14 protein-coding genes and 1 pseudogene are annotated in these 22,815 nt (G+C 57.8%); 13 read left to right on the forward strand and 2 right to left on the reverse strand.

Annotated elements, in window-relative coordinates:
• The first annotated feature begins 7 nt into the window (after positions 1 to 7).
• The 10 genes from edd (at position 8) to folD (ending at position 13,758) form a co-directional block, all read left to right on the forward strand.
• The gene (gene edd / locus AC0L8G_RS06075; RefSeq protein WP_473387669.1) at positions 8 to 1,852 is read left to right on the forward strand and encodes a phosphogluconate dehydratase; all 1,845 of its coding nucleotides are present in this window, start codon (positions 8 to 10) and stop codon (positions 1,850 to 1,852) included.
• On the forward strand, positions 1,845 to 2,801 hold the full coding sequence (gene glk, locus AC0L8G_RS06080) for a glucokinase (RefSeq protein ID WP_473387670.1): 957 nt from the start codon (positions 1,845 to 1,847) through the stop codon (positions 2,799 to 2,801). The genes edd and glk overlap by 8 nt, the downstream gene beginning before the upstream one ends.
• A 391-nt stretch (positions 2,802 to 3,192) precedes the next feature.
• A complete protein-coding gene (locus tag AC0L8G_RS06085) occupies positions 3,193 to 3,876 on the forward strand; it encodes a VOC family protein (protein WP_473387672.1) in 684 nt (227 codons plus the stop codon).
• A 269-nt stretch (positions 3,877 to 4,145) separates the two neighbouring features.
• Positions 4,146 to 4,823 carry a VOC family protein gene (locus AC0L8G_RS06090; protein ID WP_473387673.1) on the forward strand — a complete coding sequence of 226 codons (678 nt, stop codon included), beginning with the start codon at positions 4,146 to 4,148 and terminating at the stop codon, positions 4,821 to 4,823.
• Positions 4,824 to 4,998: 175 nt separating this feature from the next.
• Positions 4,999 to 7,089, forward strand: a complete 2,091-nt coding sequence (locus AC0L8G_RS06095; protein ID WP_473387675.1) for a PQQ-dependent dehydrogenase, methanol/ethanol family — start codon at positions 4,999 to 5,001, stop codon at positions 7,087 to 7,089.
• 68 nt (positions 7,090 to 7,157) lie between these two features.
• The gene (locus AC0L8G_RS06100; RefSeq protein ID WP_473387676.1) at positions 7,158 to 9,533 is read left to right on the forward strand and encodes a TonB-dependent receptor; all 2,376 of its coding nucleotides are present in this window, start codon (positions 7,158 to 7,160) and stop codon (positions 9,531 to 9,533) included.
• A 155-nt stretch (positions 9,534 to 9,688) separates the two neighbouring features.
• Positions 9,689 to 10,462 (forward strand): hypothetical protein, encoded by a 774-nt coding sequence (locus tag AC0L8G_RS06105; RefSeq protein ID WP_473387678.1) that lies wholly within the window; start codon positions 9,689 to 9,691, stop codon positions 10,460 to 10,462.
• Positions 10,463 to 10,660: 198 nt separating this feature from the next.
• Complete coding sequence (locus AC0L8G_RS06110) at positions 10,661 to 11,701, forward strand: bile acid:sodium symporter family protein (RefSeq protein WP_473387680.1); 1,041 nt, start codon at positions 10,661 to 10,663, stop codon at positions 11,699 to 11,701.
• A 49-nt stretch (positions 11,702 to 11,750) separates the two neighbouring features.
• Positions 11,751 to 12,617, forward strand: a complete 867-nt coding sequence (locus tag AC0L8G_RS06115; protein WP_473387682.1) for a LysR substrate-binding domain-containing protein — start codon at positions 11,751 to 11,753, stop codon at positions 12,615 to 12,617.
• Positions 12,618 to 12,891: 274 nt separating this feature from the next.
• Positions 12,892 to 13,758: a bifunctional methylenetetrahydrofolate dehydrogenase/methenyltetrahydrofolate cyclohydrolase FolD gene (gene folD, locus AC0L8G_RS06120; RefSeq protein ID WP_473387684.1), complete on the forward strand. Its 867-nt coding sequence runs from the start codon at positions 12,892 to 12,894 to the stop codon at positions 13,756 to 13,758.
• Positions 13,759 to 13,813: 55 nt separating this feature from the next.
• Here the strand turns inward: folD and AC0L8G_RS06125 are convergent, their stop codons facing one another.
• Complete coding sequence (locus AC0L8G_RS06125; RefSeq protein ID WP_473387686.1) at positions 13,814 to 14,398, reverse strand: TetR/AcrR family transcriptional regulator; 585 nt, start codon at positions 14,396 to 14,398, stop codon at positions 13,814 to 13,816.
• 174 nt (positions 14,399 to 14,572) lie between these two features.
• On the opposite strand from AC0L8G_RS06125, the gene AC0L8G_RS06130 reads away from it, so the two are divergent.
• From AC0L8G_RS06130 to AC0L8G_RS06140, 3 genes and pseudogenes are all read left to right on the forward strand, one after another.
• Positions 14,573 to 15,757 (forward strand): efflux RND transporter periplasmic adaptor subunit, encoded by a 1,185-nt coding sequence (locus tag AC0L8G_RS06130; RefSeq protein ID WP_473387687.1) that lies wholly within the window; start codon positions 14,573 to 14,575, stop codon positions 15,755 to 15,757.
• Positions 15,758 to 15,790: 33 nt separating this feature from the next.
• Positions 15,791 to 18,974, forward strand: a pseudogene (locus AC0L8G_RS06135) (efflux RND transporter permease subunit).
• Positions 18,971 to 20,443: an efflux transporter outer membrane subunit gene (locus AC0L8G_RS06140; protein ID WP_473387689.1), complete on the forward strand. Its 1,473-nt coding sequence runs from the start codon at positions 18,971 to 18,973 to the stop codon at positions 20,441 to 20,443. Before AC0L8G_RS06135 ends, AC0L8G_RS06140 begins: the two are co-directional and overlap by 4 nt.
• On the opposite strand, the gene AC0L8G_RS06145 is transcribed toward AC0L8G_RS06140, so the two are convergent.
• Positions 20,358 to 22,670 (reverse strand): TonB-dependent receptor, encoded by a 2,313-nt coding sequence (locus tag AC0L8G_RS06145; RefSeq protein WP_473387690.1) that lies wholly within the window; start codon positions 22,668 to 22,670, stop codon positions 20,358 to 20,360. The genes AC0L8G_RS06140 and AC0L8G_RS06145 overlap by 86 nt on opposite strands.
• Between the last annotated feature and the right edge of the window lie 145 nt (positions 22,671 to 22,815).

Genomic DNA, 22,815 nt, shown 5'->3' on the forward strand with positions numbered 1-22,815 from the left:
AGTTGACGTGACGAAACTGAATGAGACATTGGCGCGGGTGACTGATCGCGTGCGCGAGCGCAGCCGGCATTCGCGCGACGCCTATCTCAAGCAGATGCGCGCGGCGGCGTCGCAAGGCCCACATCGTTCTCACGTCTCTTGCGGCAATCTCGCCCATGCGGCGGCGGCCTGTTCGCCGGAGACGAAACGCGCGCTCGCAAAAGGCGGCGGCGCCAATATCGCAATCGTTACGGCTTATAATGACATGCTGTCGGCGCATCAGCCGCTTGGCGCGTATCCGGACATCATCAAAGCGGTGCTGGAAGAAGCCGGCGCGACGGCGCAAATCGCCGGCGGCGTGCCCGCTATGTGCGATGGCGTCACGCAGGGGCAAGCGGGCATGGATTTGTCGCTGTTCTCGCGCGACGTGATCGCCATGTCGACAGCGGTGTCTTTGTCTCACAATGTCTTTGACGGCGCTTTGATGCTGGGGGTTTGCGACAAGATTGTGCCGGGGCTGTTCATTGGCGCCGCGCGGTTCGGGCATCTGCCGGTGATTTTTCTTCCCGCGGGCCCGATGACGTCGGGCATTTCCAATGATGAAAAAGCGCGGGTGCGCCAGCTTTATGCGGAAGGCAAGGTTGGTCGCGACGAATTGCTGAAAGCGGAAAGTGAAAGCTATCATTCCGCCGGCACCTGTACCTTTTACGGCACTGCCAATTCCAATCAGATGCTGATGGAAATAATGGGCTTGCACATTCCCGGCTCCGCTTTCGTCAATCCCGGCACACCATTGCGTGACGCCATGGTGAAAGAAACGGCGTTGCGCGCTGCATCGACGACGGCATTGGGCGATGAGTATATTCCGTTCTGCGACATCATTGATGAGCGCGCCATCGTCAACGCCATTGTCGGCCTGCATGCAACCGGGGGGTCGACCAATCACACTATTCATCTCGTCGCCATGGCGCGCGCGGCCGGGATTTTGATCGACTGGACCGACTTCGCCGCGCTTTCGGACGTCACGCCGTTATTGTCGCGGATTTATCCAAACGGATCAGCGGATGTGAATCATTTCCATGCGGCTGGCGGGCTCGGCTTCGTCATTCGCGAACTGATTGATGCCGGGTTGGCGCATGAAGACGTGATGACCGCCATGGGCGAGGGGCTGTCGCATTACGCAAGGGAAGCCTATCTCGATGATGGCGCGCTCTCTTGGCGCGCGCCGCCTGCGCAATCAGGCGATGACGCTGTATTGCGGCCGGCCTCGAACCCGGTCTCGAAATCGGGCGGGCTCGCCGTGCTTGACGGCAATATCGGCCGGGCGGTGATCAAGGTCTCTGCGGTAAAGCCGGATCGTCACATTATCGAGGCGCCGGCGATCATTTTCCACTCGCAACAGGAATTGCTGGACCGCTTCAAGGCGGGTGAGCTCAATCGGGATTTCATTGCGGTCGTGCCGTTTCAGGGACCGAAAGCCATTGGCATGCCGGAACTGCACCGGCTGACGCCGCCGCTCGGCGTGCTTCAGGATAAAGGCTTTAAAGTTGCATTGGTCACAGACGGACGCATGTCGGGCGCGAGCGGAAAAGTTCCCGCCGCGATACATCTGACGCCGGAGGCGCTTGACGGCGGTGTGGTTGGCAAAATTCAAGATGGCGATATCATTCGCCTGGATGCGGTAGCGGGACGTCTTGAAGTCATGATTGATGCTGAAACTCTGGCGGCGCGGGAAACAAGACCGCCCGATATTTCAGCAGACCGGTGGGGATCGGGCCGAGAGTTGTTCGCTGGCATGCGCGGGCTTGTTTCCGGCGCCGAGCAAGGCGCGATGACCTTTGATCTTTCGGAACGGGTGGCTGCGGATGTCTGAGGCTTGTCTCGTTGCAGACATTGGCGGAACCAACGCCCGTTTTGGTTTGGCGCGATCTGCGGGTGGCGATGTTGTGGTTGAAGAGGTGCGGAAATTCCGCGCGGAAGACTTCAACTGCATTCATGAAGCCGCCGGCGCTTATCTCGGTTCAATCGACGCGTGGCCTCAGGCTGCGTGCTTCGCTGTCGCCGGGCCTGTCACCGATGAACAGGTGGAATTCACCAATTCGCCCTGGGTCCTCAATATCGACCAGTTCAAAAGCAAATTCGCCTTCAAGCGATTTCGCGTGGTCAACGATTTTGAAGCCTTGGCGACCGGCGTGCGCTGCTTGCGAAATGACGACTTCCTGCCGGTCAAAACCGGCGCGGGCGATCCTAAGGCGCCGGTCCTGGTCATGGGGCCGGGCACCGGCCTCGGACAGGCATTGATCGTGCCTTTCGGCGATCGCGTTCGCGTCGTTCCGACCGAAGGCGGCCATGTCGCCTTTGCGCCGCGGTCAGAAGAAGAAATTGCGCTGATGCGCTTTATCCTGCGCGATCATCCGCGTGTTTCGGTCGAGCGAATTTTGTCCGGCATGGGTATTGTCAATCTGTACCGGGCTTTGTGTGAAATTGAGGGCGTAAACTGCCGCTCGCTGCAGGCCAACGAGATCACGGCGGCGGCGATCAGCGCCGATGACCCGGTTGCGGTGGGCGCGGTGAATATGTTTTGCGCATTGCTTGGCCGCGTCGCCGGCGATGCGGTGCTTGGCGCCGGGGCGCGCGGCGGTGTTGTGCTGGGCGGGGGCATTCTGCCAAAAATCCGCGACCTGTTTTTGCAGAGCGCCTTTGTCGAGCGTTTTCTCGATAAGGGCCGGATGCGATATTATGTTGAGGATGTGCCGGTGCGCATGATCATCAGCGACGGCGCCGCGTTGCTCGGCGCCGCCGTGATGGCGGATGGCGGATAAACGGCGCCCTGCTGGAATTTTACATTTTTTTTTACGCAAGGTCTTTTTCCGAGACGTTCATTTCAATTTCTAATAACAGAAATTATATTTTGTAATCTCGCGCGCTAAGGCAAGCTCCATGTGCGCATCTGAGCAAATCCAGACCCGCTAGCTTTTGCAGAGCGCGAAAAAAGCGTGCATTTTTGCTGCACCCGGTTGCTCCCTGGAGGGAGTCGCCCGTTGGTGAGAGATGGAAGTGCTCGAGAGATCATATTTTGTGATGATGTTGAGTGCGCCAAGTCAGCTAGCGCCTAGCGCAGCCTTGTGTGACTCTTCAAGTGAACAAAAAGCCAGTTCGATAATAAAGCAAATGGACAGGCGACAAGGTGGTCAAATAGGGAGGACCAAAATCATGAATACAGATCAACTCTTTTCAGGGCGCAATGGGCGTCTCAAGGCCGGCGTTGCCGGGGCTATTGCTCTGTTGGCGGCGTCTGCCTGCGCAGCGGAAGAGCAAAGCGAAGAGCCGATGGTGAGCCGCGAAGATCGTCCCGCCGCAACCTATAATTTGCCGGAAGTGAAGTATCCGCTGCCGCTGGAGACTAATGAAGTCGGCATTTATGGCCTGGAGCACACACATTACATTACGGGCGACATCGACAAGGTCATCGAATTCTATGTCGACCTGCTTGGTTTCCACCTTAGCTCGCCGGTTCGCGATATCGGCCGCGATGCGCTGATGAACGAAATGCTGGGCTTCGGCGGCAAAGCGTCTTTCAAGACGGCGATGCTCTCCATGCCGGGCGGCGCCTCTTACGGCAAGCATGTGCCGGGTATTGAAATCTGGGAAGTGTCAGGCGTCCCGCTCGACAAGACGCTCTACAACAATCCGGCCATGAACCTGCAGGGCAAGGGATATAACGCCTACCGGGTGAAGGATCTTGCTGGCTTGATCAAGAAGCTTGATGCGGCGGGCGTTAAATTCGTTTCGAAGCAGGTTTTCATCAACGATGAAATCTCTGGCATCTACGCGATCGGCCCGGATGGGCAGATCGTGGAGCTTGATCAGTTTCCGAAGCCGTTTGGCGAGGAATAAAAATACAACTTGAGCATGTGTGGCCGAGTGCAAGCATCACTTTTTGGAATGGCTTGCGCCGGCTGCGCTCAAAAATTCTGAGCTGATTATCACGAAACGCGATATCAGTCAGAGTCAAAGCGGTCGTTCCAATAATCTCTGGATTGTGAAAACGTTGCCGTAATGAGCTGGAAAAGAACTACCGCAGCGCACTTTTTTTGACTCACGATCCCGTTGCGGAAATTCCGAGTAAACGACACCTCCCGAAGAGGAGGGTCACGGGAGGGATTATGTTTATCACGAAAACTAATACTGGTGCTTTGGCTGCCGGAATAGCGATTACCATGCTGGCGCAGGGATGCGCCTTCGCAGGCGAGACGGTAGACACCGAGCTTTATCCGACGCCGCTGGAATATGGCGAGCCGACCGGGCAGGCCTGGTACAATGTGCCGTCGCCCGACAGCCCGGTTCCGATCAAGCCCAACAAGGCCGGCGTGTATGGGCTCGAACACACCCACATGATCACCAAAGACATCGAGAAGTCGCTGCATTTTTACGTGGATATTCTCGGCTTCGATCAGATTATGAAAATTCAGGATATTGGCGAAGATCCCCCGATGAATGAGCGCATGAATGTGCTTTTGGGGTTTGAGGGCGCCACATTCCTGCACGCAATGGTCACCATGCCGGGCGGCGCGAGCTACGGCACGCACATTCCGCAGATTGAATTCTGGGAAGTGCAAGGCGTGCCGATTGACGAGACCTTGAACAAGAACCCGACCGGCTATCTTCGCGGCAAAGGCTACAACGCTTACATGGTGACCGACTTACCGGCGCTGCTTGAGAAGATGAAGAAAGCCAATATCCGCTTCGTGTCAGAGATGCTGGTCTCGCCCCACGGAAAAAGCATTTATGTCGTCGATCCTGACGGCCAGATCATAGAACTTAACGAGCGTTCGAACCCGTAAGTCGGGCGAGCGCAAAGCCGAACACAAAACCAACATTGTCCGAGGATGACCAGACCGTGAGCTGGTCGTTGGAGCCCCTTTGACTTCTACGCGCGGAATTTTGGAACCACGAGGAAATAATACGGATATGAATTTCTTTCGGTCAACGTTTGTTCGTGTGGGATTTGCCTCGCTTATGCTTGCTGCGGCTGGTTGCGGCCGTGAGGCGGCGGCGCCGGAATCTGCCGCCGCTGATGAAAGCGCACAAAGCGTCGAGGCGCCAGTTGTTGATCCGGTGGCGGAGGCCGCTGCGCTTGAAGGCGACGGCACGGAATGGCGCGTCCTTGGCGGCGACTATTCTGAAAAACGTTTTTCACCTCTGACTCAGATCGACAAGTCGAATGTCGCCGAACTTGGCTTCGCATGGGCCGGCGACATGGAATCGACGCGCGGCCTTGAAGCGACACCTATCGTTCAGGATGGCGTCATCTATGTCACCGGAACGTGGAGCCGGGTTTTTGCGTTTGACGCGGTGAGCGGTGAAAAACTCTGGAGTTACGACCCCAAAGTTCCGCGCGGCATCGGGCGACTGCTGTGTTGCGATGTCGTCAATCGCGGCGCTGCGGTGCATGACGGCAAGGTCTTTTTCGGCACGCTGGATGGCCGCCTGGTTTCACTTGACGCCAAAACCGGCAAGCCGGTCTGGATCGTCAATACAATTGAAGATCCGAACCGCCCTTACACGCTAACCGGTGCGCCGCGCGTCATCAAAGGCCGCGTCGTCATTGGCAATAGCGGCGCCGACCGCGGCGTGCGCGGATATGTAACCGCATATAATGCGCAAACCGGCGCGCAGGAATGGCGCTTCTGGATTGTACCGGAAGGTCCAGACGATGCGCCGGAAAACGAAGATGTGGCTGCTGCGCTGAAAACCTGGCCGAGCGATCCGGTCTGGAAAGGCAAGGGCGGCGGCACCGCATGGGACGCGATGGCGTTCGATCCTGCGCTGAACCTGCTTTATATCGGCACCGGCAATGGCGGTTCCTGGAAAAAGAAACATCCGCGCGACGGCACCGACAATCTCTATGTTTCCTCCATCGTCGCGGTGGATGCCGATACCGGCAAGCTTGCCTGGCATTACCAGACGACGCCCGGAGACAATTGGGATTACACCGCCACCAATTCGATCATTCTCGCCGACATGGAAGTCGACGGCGCCATGCGCGAGGTGCTGTTTCAGGCGCCGAAAAACGGTTTCTTCTATTTGCTCGACCGCAAGACCGGCGAATTGCTCGGGGCTGACAAATACGGCGTGGCCAACTGGGCCAGCCATGTGGATATGGAGACCGGCCGTCCGGTTCTGACCAAACACGCCTTCTTCGATGAGGAAGACCGTTTGATCTATCCGAATCCGAACGGCGCCCATGACTGGCAGTCCATGTCGTTCAGCCCGCAAACCGGACTTGCATATATCCCTGCGCTCGATGTGCCGTGGGTGAACAGCACAAAGCCGGGCTTTCGTTATTTTTACGATCTTGGCGTGCCGGCTGACGAACTGGCGCGCATGACCGAAGGCGAACCTGAAGTCGAAAAGGGCGGGTTCCTGAAAGCATGGGACGTGGCCAATCGTGAATTGAAATGGAAGGTCCCGCTCGCGACCACCTGGAACAGCGGCACGTTGGCGACTGCAAGCGACCTTGTTTTCCAGGCTTCGGGCGACGGTTATTTCAGCGCGTATGATGCGGCGACAGGCGAGCGTTTGCTGCACACATTCATCGGCACAAGCGCGATGGCGGCGCCGGTCACCTATATGGCCGACGGCGTTCAATATATTGCGCTGAATGCCGGCTATGGTGGGTCGGGCATGTTGTCGATCGGCACTGACGCGGCAATACGCAACTATGAAAACACCGGCCGTTTGATTGTTTTCAAACTCGGCGGCGGAGAAGTGCCGCTTCCTGAAAAACGCGACACGCCGCTCGGGCCGCCGCCGCAAAACGATACGCTGCCGCCTCTGTCGGAAGAGCAATCTGCAATGGCGAAGGGGCTCTATTTGAAATGCGCCGGTTGTCACAGCACGGGCGGCGGCACGCCGATGTTGCCGAACCTCGCGCGCGTGCCTGAGCTGGGCAAGGAAACATTCCAATCGATTCTTCTTGAGGGCGCTCTGGTTCCGCGCGGCATGCCGAACTTCGGAGACGAACTAACTCAAGAGGATGCCGACCTTTTGTATGAATACATATCGCGAGGTCGCCACAACGTACCAGGTGATGCGCGCTGGTACTAACGACAACTGAAAAACTGAAATGCCTGTAACCCGGGGGTTAGGCAAAAAAACCAGTAAGGGAGGCTACAATGGGTGAGTACAGAGTGATTGAGAAAGGGTCGGCGGCGAGCTGCCGGCGCAAAGTCGGCCTGATGGCCGCGACGGCATTGAGTGCGGTGGTCGCGCTCCCGGCTGTTTCCTATGCGCAAGATGAAATCGTTGTCACCGCGCAGTTCCGCGAGCAAAGCCTGCAAAAAACCCCGCTCGCGATTACGGCGGTGTCGGGCGAAGACCTTCTTGAAAGAGGCATCAACGACACGCAGGACCTCGCGAAAATCGCGCCTAGCGTGAACTTCCGCAGCACCGGCCCCTATGGCGGCAAAACCATGGGCGCGTTTATCCGCGGCGTCGGCGCCAGCGACTACAACTTCAACATCGAGCCGGGCGTCGCCTTCTATCTGGACGACGTTTATCTCGGGCCGTCATTTGGTCTGCTCTTGCAACTGGTCGATCTTGAGCGGGCTGAAATCCTGCGCGGACCGCAAGGCACGCTGAACGGCAAGAACGCCATTGGCGGCGCGGTCAAACTGATTTCCAAAAAACCGCAAGGCGACAATAGCGGCTATCTGATTGCGGAAACCGGCTCGCGCAATCTCTTGCGCTTCAAAGGCGCGTTCGATGCGCCGATTTCTGACGAACTTGCAATGCGGGTTTCCGCGTTCTCTGAAAGCCAGGACGGTGTAGTCAAGCTTCTGGACTTCGGTTGCGCCAATCCGGATTTGGTCGGCGACACATCGGCGCCATATTCGATTCAAAACCAGCAGCCTGCGCAAAGTTGCGAACGCGGCACGCTCGGCAATAGCCGTGTTCATGGCGCGCGCATGCAGTTCCGTTGGACGCCGGCAGACAATTTTGAAGCCAACCTCTCAGGCAATTACATTGACGACAATTCCGGCGGCGCGGCGGACGTATTGCTGTTCCTGGATCCGTCAGGATACACCAACTACGAAGAACCGAGCATGCCTGGCGTGCCATTCTTTGAAACGGCTTATGGCGTTCCCTATGACACGCGCTTCCTGCCGCCCGATAACTACACCAGCTATTCGACTTTCGAAGATCCGTTCTATGGTCTCGACTTCGAACCGCAAGCGACGCTGGCCACCAAAGACGCCACGCTTACGATGGACTGGCAGGTTAGCGACAGCATCGCTGTTCAGTCGATTTCCGCATGGCGAAAAATTGGCGGCACCTGGTCTTATGACTCGGACAGCTCGCCGCTGGCGACAGACGGCGTTATCGACACGCAAAAGCACGAGCAGTTCAGCCAGGAAATCCGGATCAGCGGTGAGTCCCTTGACCAACGGCTGCACTGGACGCTTGGCGGCTTTTACTACGACGCCACGCAGCGCGATATCGGCACGATTCAAGCGGTGCCGTTCAACTTCGCTATTCAGGTCAACAGCTTTCCTGAGCACCAGAACTATGCTGGCTTCCTGCATATGGAATATGATCTGACCGACGCCCTGACACTGATCGGCGGTATTCGCCGGACATCGGAAGACAAAGTCTACCGCTTCATTGAGAACGATATTCCGGGCACGCCAAGCGGCGTCTTCCCCGGCGGTCTCGATGTGCCGGCGGAAACGTCTTACGACCGCACTGACTGGCGCGCTGGCGCTCAGTATCAGCTCAATGACGAGCATATGGTCTACTTCAACGTATCGACCGGCTTCCGTGGCGGCGGCTTTAACCCGCGTCCTGCGAACCTGCAGTCTGTGACGCCGTTCGATCCGGAAGAAGTGACGAGTTACGAAGGCGGCATTCGCAGCGAATTCCTGGATGGCCGCATTCGCTGGAACAACACTGGTTATTACGCCCAGTATAAAGGCATCCAGTTGAATGGCCGGATCGACTCGATCGTTTCAGGCGAAGCCTTCCCGGTTTCGGTTGTCACCAACGCCGCCAAGGCGCGGATTTGGGGCGTTGAGTCGGAAGTCGAAGCGAGCGTCAGCGACAGCTTCTACTTCTATGGCTCCGCCAGCCACACCAACTTCAAATATCAAGATCTTGGTGTTGCTGCGGAATTCGCCGCAACCAACGGGCCAACGCTGGATTCAACCCAGCGCTTCACGCCAAAATGGCAATTCAATTTCGGTTTCAACGCCACCCTGCCGATCTTGCAGGAACATGGCACGCTGACATTGAATGGCGACTATGCATACCAGTCCGAGCAGTATCCTGATGTACGAAATCTGGAAATGCTCAAACTGGACGCCTATGGCGTCGCCAATTTGCGCCTGACCTTTGTCGACAAAGACGAAGACTGGGAATTCTCCGTCATCGGATACAACGTCTTTGACGAGAAATATTTCTACCAGAAAAACTTCGTCTCCGGGAACTGGCAAATGAAGGGCGTTCCAGCCCCCGGCGCCGAATGGGGTATTTCGCTACGGAAAAATTTCTAGCGAAATCTGCGGGAGGAAGGTCCTTCCCCCTTCCTCCCGTCCTTCCACTTCAGATCACAGTCCCCCAGCGACTGTGATTTGATGCGGGGGGCGATGCTGCGATATTTACTGAAAAGCCCGTGGCTATGGGCTTCCGCGAAAAAGGAGTTTGTGAGTTGAACGAAACGCTTTCACCGTCAGATCACGCCGACGAGCTGGAAGACAGAATGGCTCGCGAACTTGAAGCGAGCTTCGACTCTGTGCCTATCCGCTCAACCATTTATCGGTCAGGGGCGGAAGATCCGACGACGTTTACCCATGACTTCGATAAAGTCATTGCTTCCGGCAGGCTTGGGCTGATGGGGCCGGACCCGCGGCTGTCGCAAATGCCGGACAAGCCGACATTGATGGATTTTTTCAATCACCGCATGTGCAACACGCAGCACCTGATGCAGAGTGCGCGGCTGGCGCTGAAAAACGGACATGAAGAAAAAGTGGTCCTCGCATGCTTGCTGCATGATATCAGCGTTACAAGTTTCATTAGCGGCGATCACGGCTACTGGGCCGCGCAACTTGTCGCGCCCTATGTCGATGAGGAAGTGGCCTGGGCGATCGAGGCGCACCAGTATTTGCGGTTCTTCCCCGATGAGTCTGTCGGTTACGAATACCCGCAGGCCTATATCAAATATTTTGGCGAGGACTTCGTTCCCGCGCCCTATCTGCGCGAAGCTTATGAGCGCGCGCGCGACCACAAATGGTACATGACCGGGCGCATCATCACGATGAACGATATTTACGCTTTCGATTCTGATATGCGCAAACTCGAGATCGAAGAATTCACCGATCTTATCGGGCGCCATTTCCGTCAGCCGAAAGAGGGACTCGGATTTGACCACAGTCCGAGCGCGCATATGTGGCGCACGATTATGTGGCCGACGCGGGCCCTTTAGGCCGGCGCAGTCAGCCGATCTGTCGCGATGCAGAACGGCGCAGGGCTGTGCGAGAGGAATCTTTACGATGGCTTGTGCTTTTTACGGCGAAAAATCCTGCCGCATTCGCGGCGGAGCAAGCTCACTTTGGACGGAATTCACAGGGTTTCGGCGCATGCGCAAGACATGGCTGGACCGAGATGGGGCGGTGAGGCAACGATGACGTCTGAGCAGTTGAGCGGCCAGGACGTTCCGGCGAAGCGATCTTTTTGGACGGCTTTGACCCCCGACGTTTTCACGCTGGCGCTGATCGCAACAGTGGCGATCGCTTCGATTTTTCCGGCCAAAGGCGGGTTTGTCGGGGCGACGGACATGGTCGGGCGCGGCTCCATCATTTTACTGTTCTTCCTGCATGGCGCCAATCTCTCGCGAGAATCGGTGGTGGCCGGCATAAAGGAATGGCGACTGCATCTGATCGTCTTTTCGAGCACCTTTGTTTTATTTCCAATCATCGGCTTGTCGCTCAGCCCGCTAAGCGACGTCGTGATCGATAATTCTTTGTATATCGGCCTGCTGTTTCTGTGTTGCCTGCCGTCTACGGTGCAGTCCTCTGTCGCGTTCACGTCAATCGCGCGGGGCAATGTTCCGGCGGCTGTGTGTTCTGCTTCCTTGTCTAACTTGCTGGGCGTGTTTTTGACGCCCTTGCTTGCAGGGTTGCTGCTGGCCCGGCACAGTGCGGTCTCGTTGGATTCCTGGACCTCAATCATCGGGACTATTCTCGCGCCGTTTCTGGTCGGCCAACTTGTGCAGACGCGCCTTGGCCCGTTTTTGGCGCGGCACAAACCGATAGTCGGGCTTGTTGACCGCGGATCAGTGTTGATCATGGTCTACGCAGCATTTGGCAAAGCAATGAATAACGGGATATGGAACTCTATTTCACCGCAACAGCTTGCAATATTAGTATTGATCTGCATTGGCGTTCTGACAATTGTCATGGTCGCAATGCGCGCGGTGTCCCGCTATCTGAACCTTTCGCTGGCGGATGAAGCGACCGTGGTTTTTTGCGGTTCGAAAAAATCTCTCATTACCGGCGTGCCCATGGCGAGCATTTTATTTCCTGCGGCGTCTATCGGCGCCGTGGTGCTGCCCTTGATGATTTTCCATCAAATACAGCTCATCGTTTGCGCGTTTGTCGCGCGCGGCTATCGTCACGCCGCCGACCAAAAGCTTGGGACGGCGGCCGATGCGGCGGCGCCCTAAAAATTTTTTCACCCGTTTGCAGTAACTTCCAGCTCACCTATAAGGCGTTATGAATTCTCGCGGTTTTGATCCAGTATTGCTTCGTTCGTTCCTTGCGGTTGCGGGAGCGAACAGTTTCACCGCCGCCGGCCGCAAGCTCGGCTTGCAGCAATCTACGGTTAGCCAGCATATCAAACGCCTCGAAGGTTCGGTCGGCCGGCGCCTGCTGGTGCGCGACACCCATACCGTTACGCTGACCGCTGATGGCGCGGCGATGTTGGAATTTGCACAACGCATTCTTGAAATCGAAGAGCGCGCGCATGCGCATTTCGCCGCGTCGGCCTTGCGCGGGCGGGTGCGGCTCGGGGTTTCAGAAGATTTCGTGCTTTCGCGATTGTCATCCGTGCTGAAAAGCTTCAGACGCTCCAATCCGTCGGTAGATCTGGAGCTGTCCGTGGGGCTCGCCGAACCGCTCTATGAAAAGCTCGAAGGCGGCGAACTCGATCTGTTGTTTTCAAAACGCCGAAAGGGCGATGATCGCGGCAAGACCGTCTGGCGTGAGAAGCTGGTCTGGATCGCCGCCGAGGACTTTGATTTCTGGGCGGACCGCCCGGTGCCGCTGGTGACTTTTCCGCCGCCAAGCATCACCAGAACCGGCGCTATCGAGGCGCTGGAAAATGCCGGCCGCGAATGGCGGATCACCTGCACCAGCGGAAGTCTCAGCGGCATTTTGGCGGCTGTTGAAGCGGGCTTGGGCATTTCTGCGCAGTCCCGTCATCTGACCCCGCACTCGCTGATCGTCTCGCCAATTGGCGCGCAATTGCCGGAGCTTGGCGAAGTTGAATTCGTGGTCGTAAGCGCGAACCGCGCCATGGCGCCGCCCGTCGCCGCCCTTGCGAATGTCATATTAGAGGGCGGATTGCGCCTCGAAGACTGATGGTCTTCGCTCACTGCTGGGTGAAGCAAGTCGGCTGGTGGTGGTTCCGCCAGCGCCGAATGGTGCGACCGGCGCGCGCTGCGTTTTTCCGCATGGATCGTCTGCAAAAGGCGAAGTCATTGGCGATTAACCGGCAATTTTGAAGCTATTGCCGCCATATCCGGCGATCAATACATCTTTGCCCCATTGACCAGCCGCCAGAGCTGGCGCAAATCGTATGCTAGACAAACGAAATCGTTCATTCCGATAGCAAAAAATGGCTAAGGCGGCCGCAATGACAGCGAAAATTATCGACGGCAACAAGGTGGCTGCCGACATCCGTAAAGAGTGCAAAGTGCGGGTCGACGCGATCAAGGATAAGTTCGGCGTCACGCCGGGCCTCGCTGTTGTTCTGGTTGGCGACGACCCGGCATCGGCGGTCTATGTCCGCAACAAGATGCGCGCCTGCGATGCGGTCGGCATCAAATCCTATACGCACCGCCTCGACGCAGCTGTCACCACTGAAGACCTGGTCGTGCTCATCCACCAGCTCAACGCAGATGCAGGCGTGCATGGCATTCTGGTGCAGCTGCCATTGCCGAAGCATATCGACATGGAGCGCGTGCTTGAAACTATCTCGCCCGATAAAGATGTCGATGGATTCCATCTTTATAATGTGGGCGGTCTGGTTCTCGGCAAAGGCGATTTCTTCCCGCCCTGTACGCCCTATGGGGTCTGCAAAATGCTCGAGAGCGAAAACATTCCCGTCGAGGGTCAGAATGTTGTTGTGGTGGGCGCCAGTAATATTGTCGGCAAGCCCATGGCGTTGATGTTGATGGGGCAGGACGCCACGGTTGCGATCTGTCACGCCAAGACCCGCGATCTCGCGCAGTTCACAATCCTTGCCGATATTCTTGTTGTTGCTGCGGGCGTGCCCAATCTCATCCTGTCGCAAATGGTCAAAACCGGCGCTGTGGTGATCGATGTGGGCATCAATCGGCTGGCGGACGGAAAGCTGGTCGGCGATGTCGATTTTGAAGGCGTGTCGAAAAAAGCCTCTTACATTACGCCGGTGCCGGGCGGGGTTGGCCCGATGACGGTGACCATGCTGCTGGAAAACACAATCGACTCCGCTGAGCGCAATATCGCAAAAAGAGCCTGACGGGGCGCCTTTAAGCCCGGCCGCTTGATTTACCGCATGCGGACGAAGCCTGCGCCTAGCCGTTGCGGCGGAATAATTGCTCGACAATCTCGCGAACAATGCGTGCGACAGCCACTTTGTCGAGATTGGGGTTTATGATGTTCCGGATGCCAATGCCCTGGACGATCGCGACGAAGACCTCGAGCCTGGCTTCCAGATCGCTCTCATCCAAATCCTGACGCAACAGGCCGATGACTTTTGCGCGCATTTTCGCATTCATATTCCGCAAGGAATTTGCGATTTCCTCGTTGCGCGTAGCCTCGGCCGCGATTTCGAGCATCAGGGTGGACCAGAACGGATCGGTGTTGGAATCGACGCTGTCGCCAAGATTTTCGATCATCAAATCGAGGACGCGGCCGCCGCCATCCTTGTAGTTTTCGAGCATCGCCAGCTTGTCGTCGAAATGGGACCGGATCATCTCCGCGATGATCTGCTCCTTGCTCTCGAAATAGTGATAAATATGGCCCGGGCTCATCTGAGCCTCTTTGGCGATCTGAGTCATGCGGGCGCCATGGAACCCGCTGGCGATAAAGCTACGTTCTGCGGCGCATAGGATGCGTTCTCGGCGGTCATCGACCGGTTTCGGTAAGGGTTCAGACACTCTTTTCGCTCCTATTGCACCGCACAAAAAGTGCTTGCTTCGCTCATTTCAGCGGTGTAATTGTTTATTTAGAATGAACGTTCATTCTAATCAAGTCCTCGCTACCTTTCGGTATTGGGAGGGTCGTTTATCGGGTCTGAAGCGGGCCTGGATCGCCGGAAAGCGCCAATCGTTATGTTGCCTGTTAGACAGAGAAATTTTTTCGCCCTCGGGATTTTCGCCCTGGCGCTTGCCGGATGCGGCGGTGCGCAGGAGGCGGCGGGGCCGCCGCCCGCGCCGGAAGTCCTTGTTCAGACGGTGAAAGCACGCGCCGCGCAGCTGACGGTTATGCTGCCCGGCCGGACCAGCGCTTACCGCGTGGCGGAAGTGCGCCCGCAGGTTTCCGGGATCATTCAAGAGCGCACCTTTGAAGAGGGCGCAGCCGTCACCGCCGGGCAACCGCTCTATCTCATCGATCCGGCGCCATATCAGGCGGCGGTCGACAGTGCGGCGGCGTCGCTCGACCGGGCTGAAGCGATGGCGGTCGCCGCGAAGAATCGCGAAGAGCGTTTTGCGCGCCTTGTTAAAGTGAATGGCGTCAGCCAGCAGGATTATGACGACGCATCCGCCGCCGCAAAACAAGCGCGCGCGGATGTGGCGCTTGCGCGCGCGGCCCTCGACAGTGCGAAGATCAATCTTGACCGCACAGTGATCAAAGCGCCGATTGACGGACGGATCGGGCGTTCCTTTGCGACCAGCGGTGCGCTGGTCAACGCCAATCAGGTGCAAGAACTCGCGGTCATCAATGCGCTCAACCCAATCTATGTGGATGTGGCGCAATCAAGCGCGAGCTTGTTGCGGATGAAACGCCGGCTGGCAAGCGGTGAACTTGAAACACAGGAAAATGCCGAGCTTGCGGTGAAGCTCACCCTCGAAGATGGCGGCGTATATGAGCAAGACGGCCGGCTTGAGTTGACGGAAGTTTATGTCGAGCGGCAAACCGGCGCCGTGACCTTGCGCGCGGTCTTTCCAAACCCGGACGGATTGCTGTTGCCGGGCATGTTTGTTCGCGCAGAGATCGTTGAGGGCGTGCGGGAAAACGCGATCATGATCCCGCAAAAAGCAATGACCCGCAATGCGCAGGGCGACGGCGTTGTCTATGTGGTCAATGCGCAGAACGTCATTGAAGAGCGCACTGTCACCACTGACCGGGCGAAGGGCGACCAATGGCTGATCGCTTCGGGCCTCGCGCCCGGCGAGCGCATTGTCATTGAAGGATTCCAGCGGTTTCGCCCCGGCGGAACGGTGACGCCCCTTGAGCATACGCCGGCGACCAATAATGGCGCGGTGGCGGCGTCTAATTCATCAGGCATGCAGTAACGCCCTGACGGCGGTGCATTAAGAGGCTTTTCCGTGGCGAATTTTTTCATATCACGCCCTATTTTCGCTTGGGTCATCGCAATCATTGCGATGCTTGCGGGCGTCATCAGCATCATCAATCTGCCGATTGAGCAATATCCCGATATTGCGCCGCCTGCGATCACGCTGAATGCCAGCTATCCGGGCGCATCGGCGAAGGCCGTTGAAGATGCGGTCACGCAGGTGATCGAGCAGCAGATGAAGGGGATTGATAATCTCCGTTACATTTCGTCCAGCTCGAATTCAAACGGCACGATGTCGATCACGCTGAACTTTGAGGCGGGAACCGATCCGGATATCGCGCAGGTTCAGGTGCAGAACAAACTCGCATTGGCGACGCCTTTCCTGCCGCAGGAAGTGCAGCGTCAAGGCGTCACCGTGAACAAGGCGCGCGCCGGGTTTTTGATGGCCGTCGCGCTGGTGGACAGAACCGGCACGCTGGTTGAAGCCGACATCGCGGACTATATCGCCTCGAACTGGCAAGAGCCGGTAAGCCGCGTTCCCGGCGTTGGCCAGACCATGCTGTTCGGTTCGCAATATGCGATGCGAGATCTGGATCGATCCTCTGCAATTGGCGAATTACGGCCTTTCGACTCAGCAGGTGAGGGCGGCGATTGCGGCGCAGAACACGCAAGTCACCGGCGGTGAAATTGGCGGCGGCCCGCACATGCCGGGACAGCAATTAAACGCCACGATCACTATTCAATCTCTCATGCAGACTCCGGAAGAGTTTGAAGCCATCGCGCTGAGAACCCTTGAGGATGGGTCGCAAGTGACCCTGGGCGATGTTGCACGGGTGGAAATCGGCAGTGAATCCTACAACCGGATCACTGAATATAAAGGCATTCCGGCGTCGGGCATGGCCGTGCAGCTTGCGCCGGGGGCGAACGCTTTGCGCACAGCCGATGCGGTCAAGGCGCGCGTCGCCGAACTGGAAGAGTTTCTGCCGGAAACCATGTCGGTCGTCTTTCCCGTCGACTCGACGCCCTTCATTCGCGAGTCGATCAAGGAGGTTGTGAAAACCCTGCTCGAAGCGGCTGTCTTCGTTTCTTTGATCATGTTCCTGTTCCTTCAGAATATTCGCGCCACGGCGATCGTCATGATCACCGTTCCGGTGGTGTTGCTTGGCACTTTCGCGCTGATGCTGGCGTTCGGGTTTTCGATTAACACCCTCACCATGTTGGCGATGGTTCTCGCCATCGGTTTGCTTGTCGACGATGCAATTGTCGTGATCGAGAATGTCGACCGCGTCATGGATGAAGAAGGCTTGCCGCCCAAACAGGCGACGCAAAAGGCGATGTCTGAGATCACCAGCGCGCTGGTGGGCATCGGCGCCGTTCTGTCCGCCGTTTTTGTGCCCATGGCGTTTTTTGGCGGTACGGCGGGCGTGATCTATCGCCAGTTCTCCGTGGCGATTGTCTCTGCGATGGGGCTTTCGGTGCTGACGGCGATTATTCTGACGCCCGCGCTTTGCGCCACGATTTTGAAACCTCGCAACGCCGCCAAGGAGCCGCAACCGGGATCGCTGGTCTATCGCCTGTCCGCCCCATTGCGTCTGTTCAACAGTGTTTTTGATTTCAGTGCGCGGCGGCATTTGCAGGGCGTGCGCGGCATTATCGGGCGCCCGGCGCGGTTTTTCATGCTCTTTCTCGCATTGAGCGGCGTCACGGGCCTGTTGTTTTCGCGTTTGCCGAGCGGGTTTCTGCCGAATGAAGATCAGGGCCGGTTTGTGCTGATGGCGCAGCTCCCTCCTGGTGCGACCTATGACCGGACGCTCGCCGTTCTCAGCCAGGTCAAAGATATTCTGCACAAAGAAGAAGAGGAAATGGGGACGGTCCGGGCCTATTTCACCATTGCCGGATTTAGTTTTTCAGGCTCTGGACAGAATATCGGACTGGGCTTTGTGCCGCTGGAAGACTGGGAAGAGCGCAAGCGCAAAGATCAAAGCGCGGACGCCGTTATTCAGCGCATGCAGATGTCGTTTTCGAAAATTCGCGACGCACAGGTCTTTGCTTTTGGCGAGCCGGCTGTACCCGGCCTTGGCCAGTCGGGCGGCTTTGATTTCTTCCTGCAGGATCGCGGCGGATTGGGGCATGACGCCCTGATGAACGCGCGCAACCAGTTTCTGGGCATGGCGGCGCAGGAGCCGACTCTTGTGGCGGTGCGCCCTAACGGGCAAAGCGATGTGCCCCAGATGAAAGTCGATATCGACCAGCGCCGGGCGCAAGCCATGGCCCTCGACCTGTCGGGCATCAATTCGACGTTGGCGACGGCGATGGGCGGCGTCTATGTGAACGACTTCCTTGATCGCGGCCGGGTGAAGCGCGTCTATCTCGCCGCTGACGGTCCGTACCGGTCATCCCCGGAAGATCTGGGCTTGTGGCGAATTCCGAACGCCAATGGCGAGCTCGTTCCGTTTTCCGCATTCGCCGACATATCCTGGACGATGGGTTCGCCCAAGCTTGAGCGCTATAATGGCGTGTCGTCGGTCGAAATTCTGGGTTCCGCGGCGCCCGGCGTCAGTTCGGGCGAAGCCATGGCGACCATCGAAAGGCTGGCGCAGCAATTGCCCGATGGATTCGGCATTGAGTGGACGGGCCTGTCGAAAGAGGAAATCGACGCAGGCTCTAAAACGACCTTCCTTTATGCGCTTTCCATCCTGGTTGTGTTTTTGTGCCTCGCCGCGCTGTATGAAAGCTGGAGCATTCCGGTTTCTGTATTGCTTGTCGTCCCGCTCGGCGTCATGGGCGCGAGCATGGCGGCGTTTTTCGGCGGCTTGCCAAATGACATCTTCTTTCAGGTTGGCTTGCTGACGACGATCGGGCTTTCTGCGAAAAATGCGATCTTGATTGTCGAATTCGCCAGCCTTCTTGAAAAGCAGGGGCGCTCCGCGATGGATGCGGCGATCGAAGCATCGCGCGTTCGCTTGCGGCCGATCTTGATGACCTCCTTTGCTTTCGGCCTCGGCGTTACACCGCTCATCTTAAGCAGCGGCGCCGGCGCGGCCGGCCGGAACGCCATTGGCGCGGCGGTGCTTGGCGGCATGCTGGCGGCGGCGTTTCTCGGCCTTTTCTTCACGCCGCTGTTTTACGTTCTGGTGCGCCGGGTGTTTGGCAAGCCGGCGCCGCAAGAGGCCGAGCCATCGAGCGCGTTAAAATCACTATATGAGTCTGGATGAACATGACCGTGTTGTTGAATGGGCTGAGATCGGCTTCAGTTGGTGCGATCACGGTGGTGCTGGCTGGCTGCACGACGCTGACAATGGCGCCGGACTATGAGCGCCCGGCTTCGCCGACGCCTGAAAGTTTTACTGAGGGTGACGCGATGGCGGTCGCGCAGCCGCAACTTGCGGATTGGCGCGACTTCATAACGGACCCAAAACTTGCGACGCTGATTGATGCGGCGCTGGAAAATAATCGCGATTTACGCATTGCGATCTTGAATGTAGAGCGCGCCCAGGCGTTGTTCCGGGTGCAGCGTTCAGAGAGCCTGCCGACCATCAATGCGGAAGGCGGCTATTCGCGCCAGCGCATCGGCGAGAATGCATCATTGGGCACCGCAGGCGCATCGGGCGGCGCCAGCCGCACAGGTCCGACGACAATCGAGCAGTATTCTGCAACGGCCGGGGTCAGCGCCTATGAGCTTGACCTTTTCGGCCGGGTGCGAAGCCTCAACGCGCAAGCGCTGGAGCAATATTTCGCGACGGAAGAAGCGCGCAAGTCAGTAGAGATTTCACTCGTGGCGGAAGTGGCGCGCGCCTATTTCCAGCTACTCGCCGATCGCGAGCGCCAGAAGATCGCGCAGGATACGGTTGCGAGCCAACGCTCCTCGCTTGAGCTGACCAACGAGCTTGTGGATAACGGTCTTGGAAATGCGCTGGACGTGCAGCGGGTTGAGACATCCGTGCAAAGGGCGCGCGCCGATTCCGCCGCATTGGAAGCGCAGATCCGGCGAGATGAAAATGCGTTGCGATTGCTGGTCGGGTCATCCGCGCCGATCGACTTTGGCGGCGTGGACACGCTGAACGCCATTGACGTGCCGGAAGCCGCGCCCGCGGGCCTTGCCTCTGACGTGCTTTTCGCCCGGCCAGACGTGCTGGCCGCAGAACGCCGCCTGCGCGCGGCGAACGCGAATATCGGCGCCGCGCGCGCCGCGTTTTTTCCGCGCATCCTGTTGACCGCCAGCGCGGGAACGACCAGCGGCGAACTGGCCGATTTGTTCTCCGGCGGAACGGGCGTCTGGAGTTTTGCGCCTTCGATTTCCCTGCCGATTTTCACTGGCGGGCGCAATCGGGCCCAGCTCGCCGGCGCCAGAATAGATCGCGACATTGCGCTGAACGAGTATGAAAAAGCCATTCAGGCGGCGTTCCGCGATATTGCTGATGCGCTGGCGACAAATGACACGCTGGCGGAGCGGATGGATGCGACGGAAAAACTCGCAGGGGCGGCCGCGCAGACATTTGAACTCGCCGATGCGCGGTTTGAAAACGGCGTCGATGATTATCTGGCGGTGCTTGACGCGCAACGCGCTGACTATGCCGCGAAACAGGAGCTTGTATTGCTCAAGCTTGAAAAGGCGAACAATGCGGTCGAGTTATACCGCGCCTTCGCAGGGTTTCCCGTCGCGACCGGGGACGCTGCGCGCTAAAACGAGATTTGCGCGGACACGCCATAGCTCCGGGGGAGGAGCGGAATGTGTTGTATCCGATAAAGCCATATCCCGACACGGCGGTGTCCTGATTGGACAGGTTGCGCCCCCACAGGCCGAGCGCAATGGCGCTGGCGTCGAAATAAAGCGTCGCCTCCGCATCCACTGTCGTGCTGGGGCCCTGCCGCCGCTCGGCGAGGCCTTCCGCATCGAGATAAAAAGCGCTCTTGAATTTAGCGTTGGAGGATAATGCGGCGCGCATGCTCGCTGCGACGGGCCATTCATAGCGCGCGCTGAGGCTTGCTGAAATCTCCGGCGCAAAGGGCAGCGGATTGCCGTCGAACAATGCGGCGTTGCCTGCATCGTCGGTTTCCTGGCGGATATCAGTGGCGAGCCAGGTAAAGCCTGCTGTCAGGTCGAGGCCGGACAGCGGCGTCCATCGGGCATCCGCGTCAAAACCATAAGAGACCGCCGCATCGAGGTTTGACAGCGAATTTGAGGTGATGCGCCCGCCATCGGGCAAGGGAAAGTCAACAAAGATACGCGCTTGCGGCGCATCGTAATCCTGGAAAAACATTGCCGCATTGAGTGCAAAGTTTTCCGCAGGGCGCGTCTTTAGACCAAGCTCCCATGCATTCACTGTTTCCGCGCCGAACAAGCCTTCATCCTGCCAATGGGTGGCGTTATTTTGCACTTCGCCATTGAAACCGCCGCTCTTATAGCCGCTGGCGAAAGAAGCGTAAGCGGATGTTTCTTCGCTGAACGCATAGCGCAGCGCGGCATTGCCTGTGAAACGATTTTCTTTGATGCGATTTTCGCCAAGCGCGGCGCCCAACCCGTCGCGATTGTTGAAGGCGGCGGCGCCGTCATCGAATATATGGACGCCAAAGCCTTCGCCCTTGATATTTTCATAGGTGTAACGGCCGCCAAGCGTCAGGGTCAGCCGTTCGCTCAAGGTCAGATCATTATAGGTGAACAAGGCCAGCGTTTCGCGGGTTTGGTCGATATGTGTGAGAAGGCTCATGGCTGTTCCGGCGGAGGCCGGAGCGGGGCCGACGCGGCCCGGCGCGCCCACATAGGGGCAAGTTCCGATTTGCGTTGCGGGGTCCAGCTCACCGCACCAGATAAGATAGTCCTGAGAAAAATCTTCCCATGCGCCCATGGCGCCGATCAGCACATTGACGCGTCCGATCTCGGCATTCGCGCGCAGTTCCTGACTTGCCTGCAGGAAGTCACGATCATAATGGAGATTGGCGTTTAAATTGGCGTTGCCGAAAGGCGCGGGGGTTCCGTCGAAATCGAAGCCATAGCGCTGGTCATAGCCTTCTATCGCTGTCAATGAGTAAAGCGACCAACGGCCTTGCTGAGCGTTTCCTTCAAGCGCAGCGCCGAAAAACGCATTATCCGTATCCTGAACGCCGTCGCCTTCGGACGAAATTTCATGTTTTCCAAGCGTCAGGCTGCTATTGCGCGGCGTGGCGTTGACGCCATTGTCTTCCTCATAATGCGTGCGCAATAGCAGCGACGCATCATCGCTCAATTCGTAAAGGAAGCTGGCGCGCAAGCCGAATTCATTGCGCTCGCCGCCAGCGGATTTCGGACCCAGGGGAATGCTTGCATCGCTTTGAACATTCTCCAGCGTCGCGCCTTCGGAGAGATAGCGGCCCGCTATTCGGGCGGAGAGTCTGTCGGTCAAGGCGCCGCCGACTGCGCCGGAAAAATCAACCCGGTCAAACCGGCCATAAGATGCGCGCAGATATGATGCCTGCTCTTTCGACGGGCGGGCGGTGAGAAAATTGATCGCCCCGGAAGAAGCGTTGCGCCCATATAATGTGCCTTGCGGGCCTTTCAGCACTTCGATGCGTTCAAGATCGTACAGAAACAAGCTGGTTTGCACATTGGTGGCGAGGAATACGCCATCGGCATAAACCGCTGCGGCGCTTGGCGTCAGCGCCTGATGATCGACAGCGCCGATGCCGCGAATCTGAAAAGCGACTTGCGACCCGTTGGCGACCGCCGCTTCGACGCCGGTGAGATAGCGGGTGATGTCTTCCGCGCCATTCAGCGTCGCCGCGTCGATTGCGCGAATGCCTGTGATCACATTGACGCTTGCGGGGATGTCTTCGATGCGTTGAGCGCGCCGTGACGCTGTGACGGTGACTTCGTCCTGAAGTGATGACGTCTGCGCCGTAGCAGGACTTGTGAGAGTGATAGATAAACTGATCAACGCTGACAGAGCGCATGAATGACGCATTACGATGTACTTACCTGCAAAGCTTACCGAACTGGCGAAAGCCTATGCCTGCTTGCGGGTGAATGATCAATATGCGGCCGGGTTCAACAAGAAAAAACGGCCCCACCGAGATGGGGCC

The sequence above is a fragment of the Hyphococcus sp. D3-15 genome, from assembly GCF_055809375.1.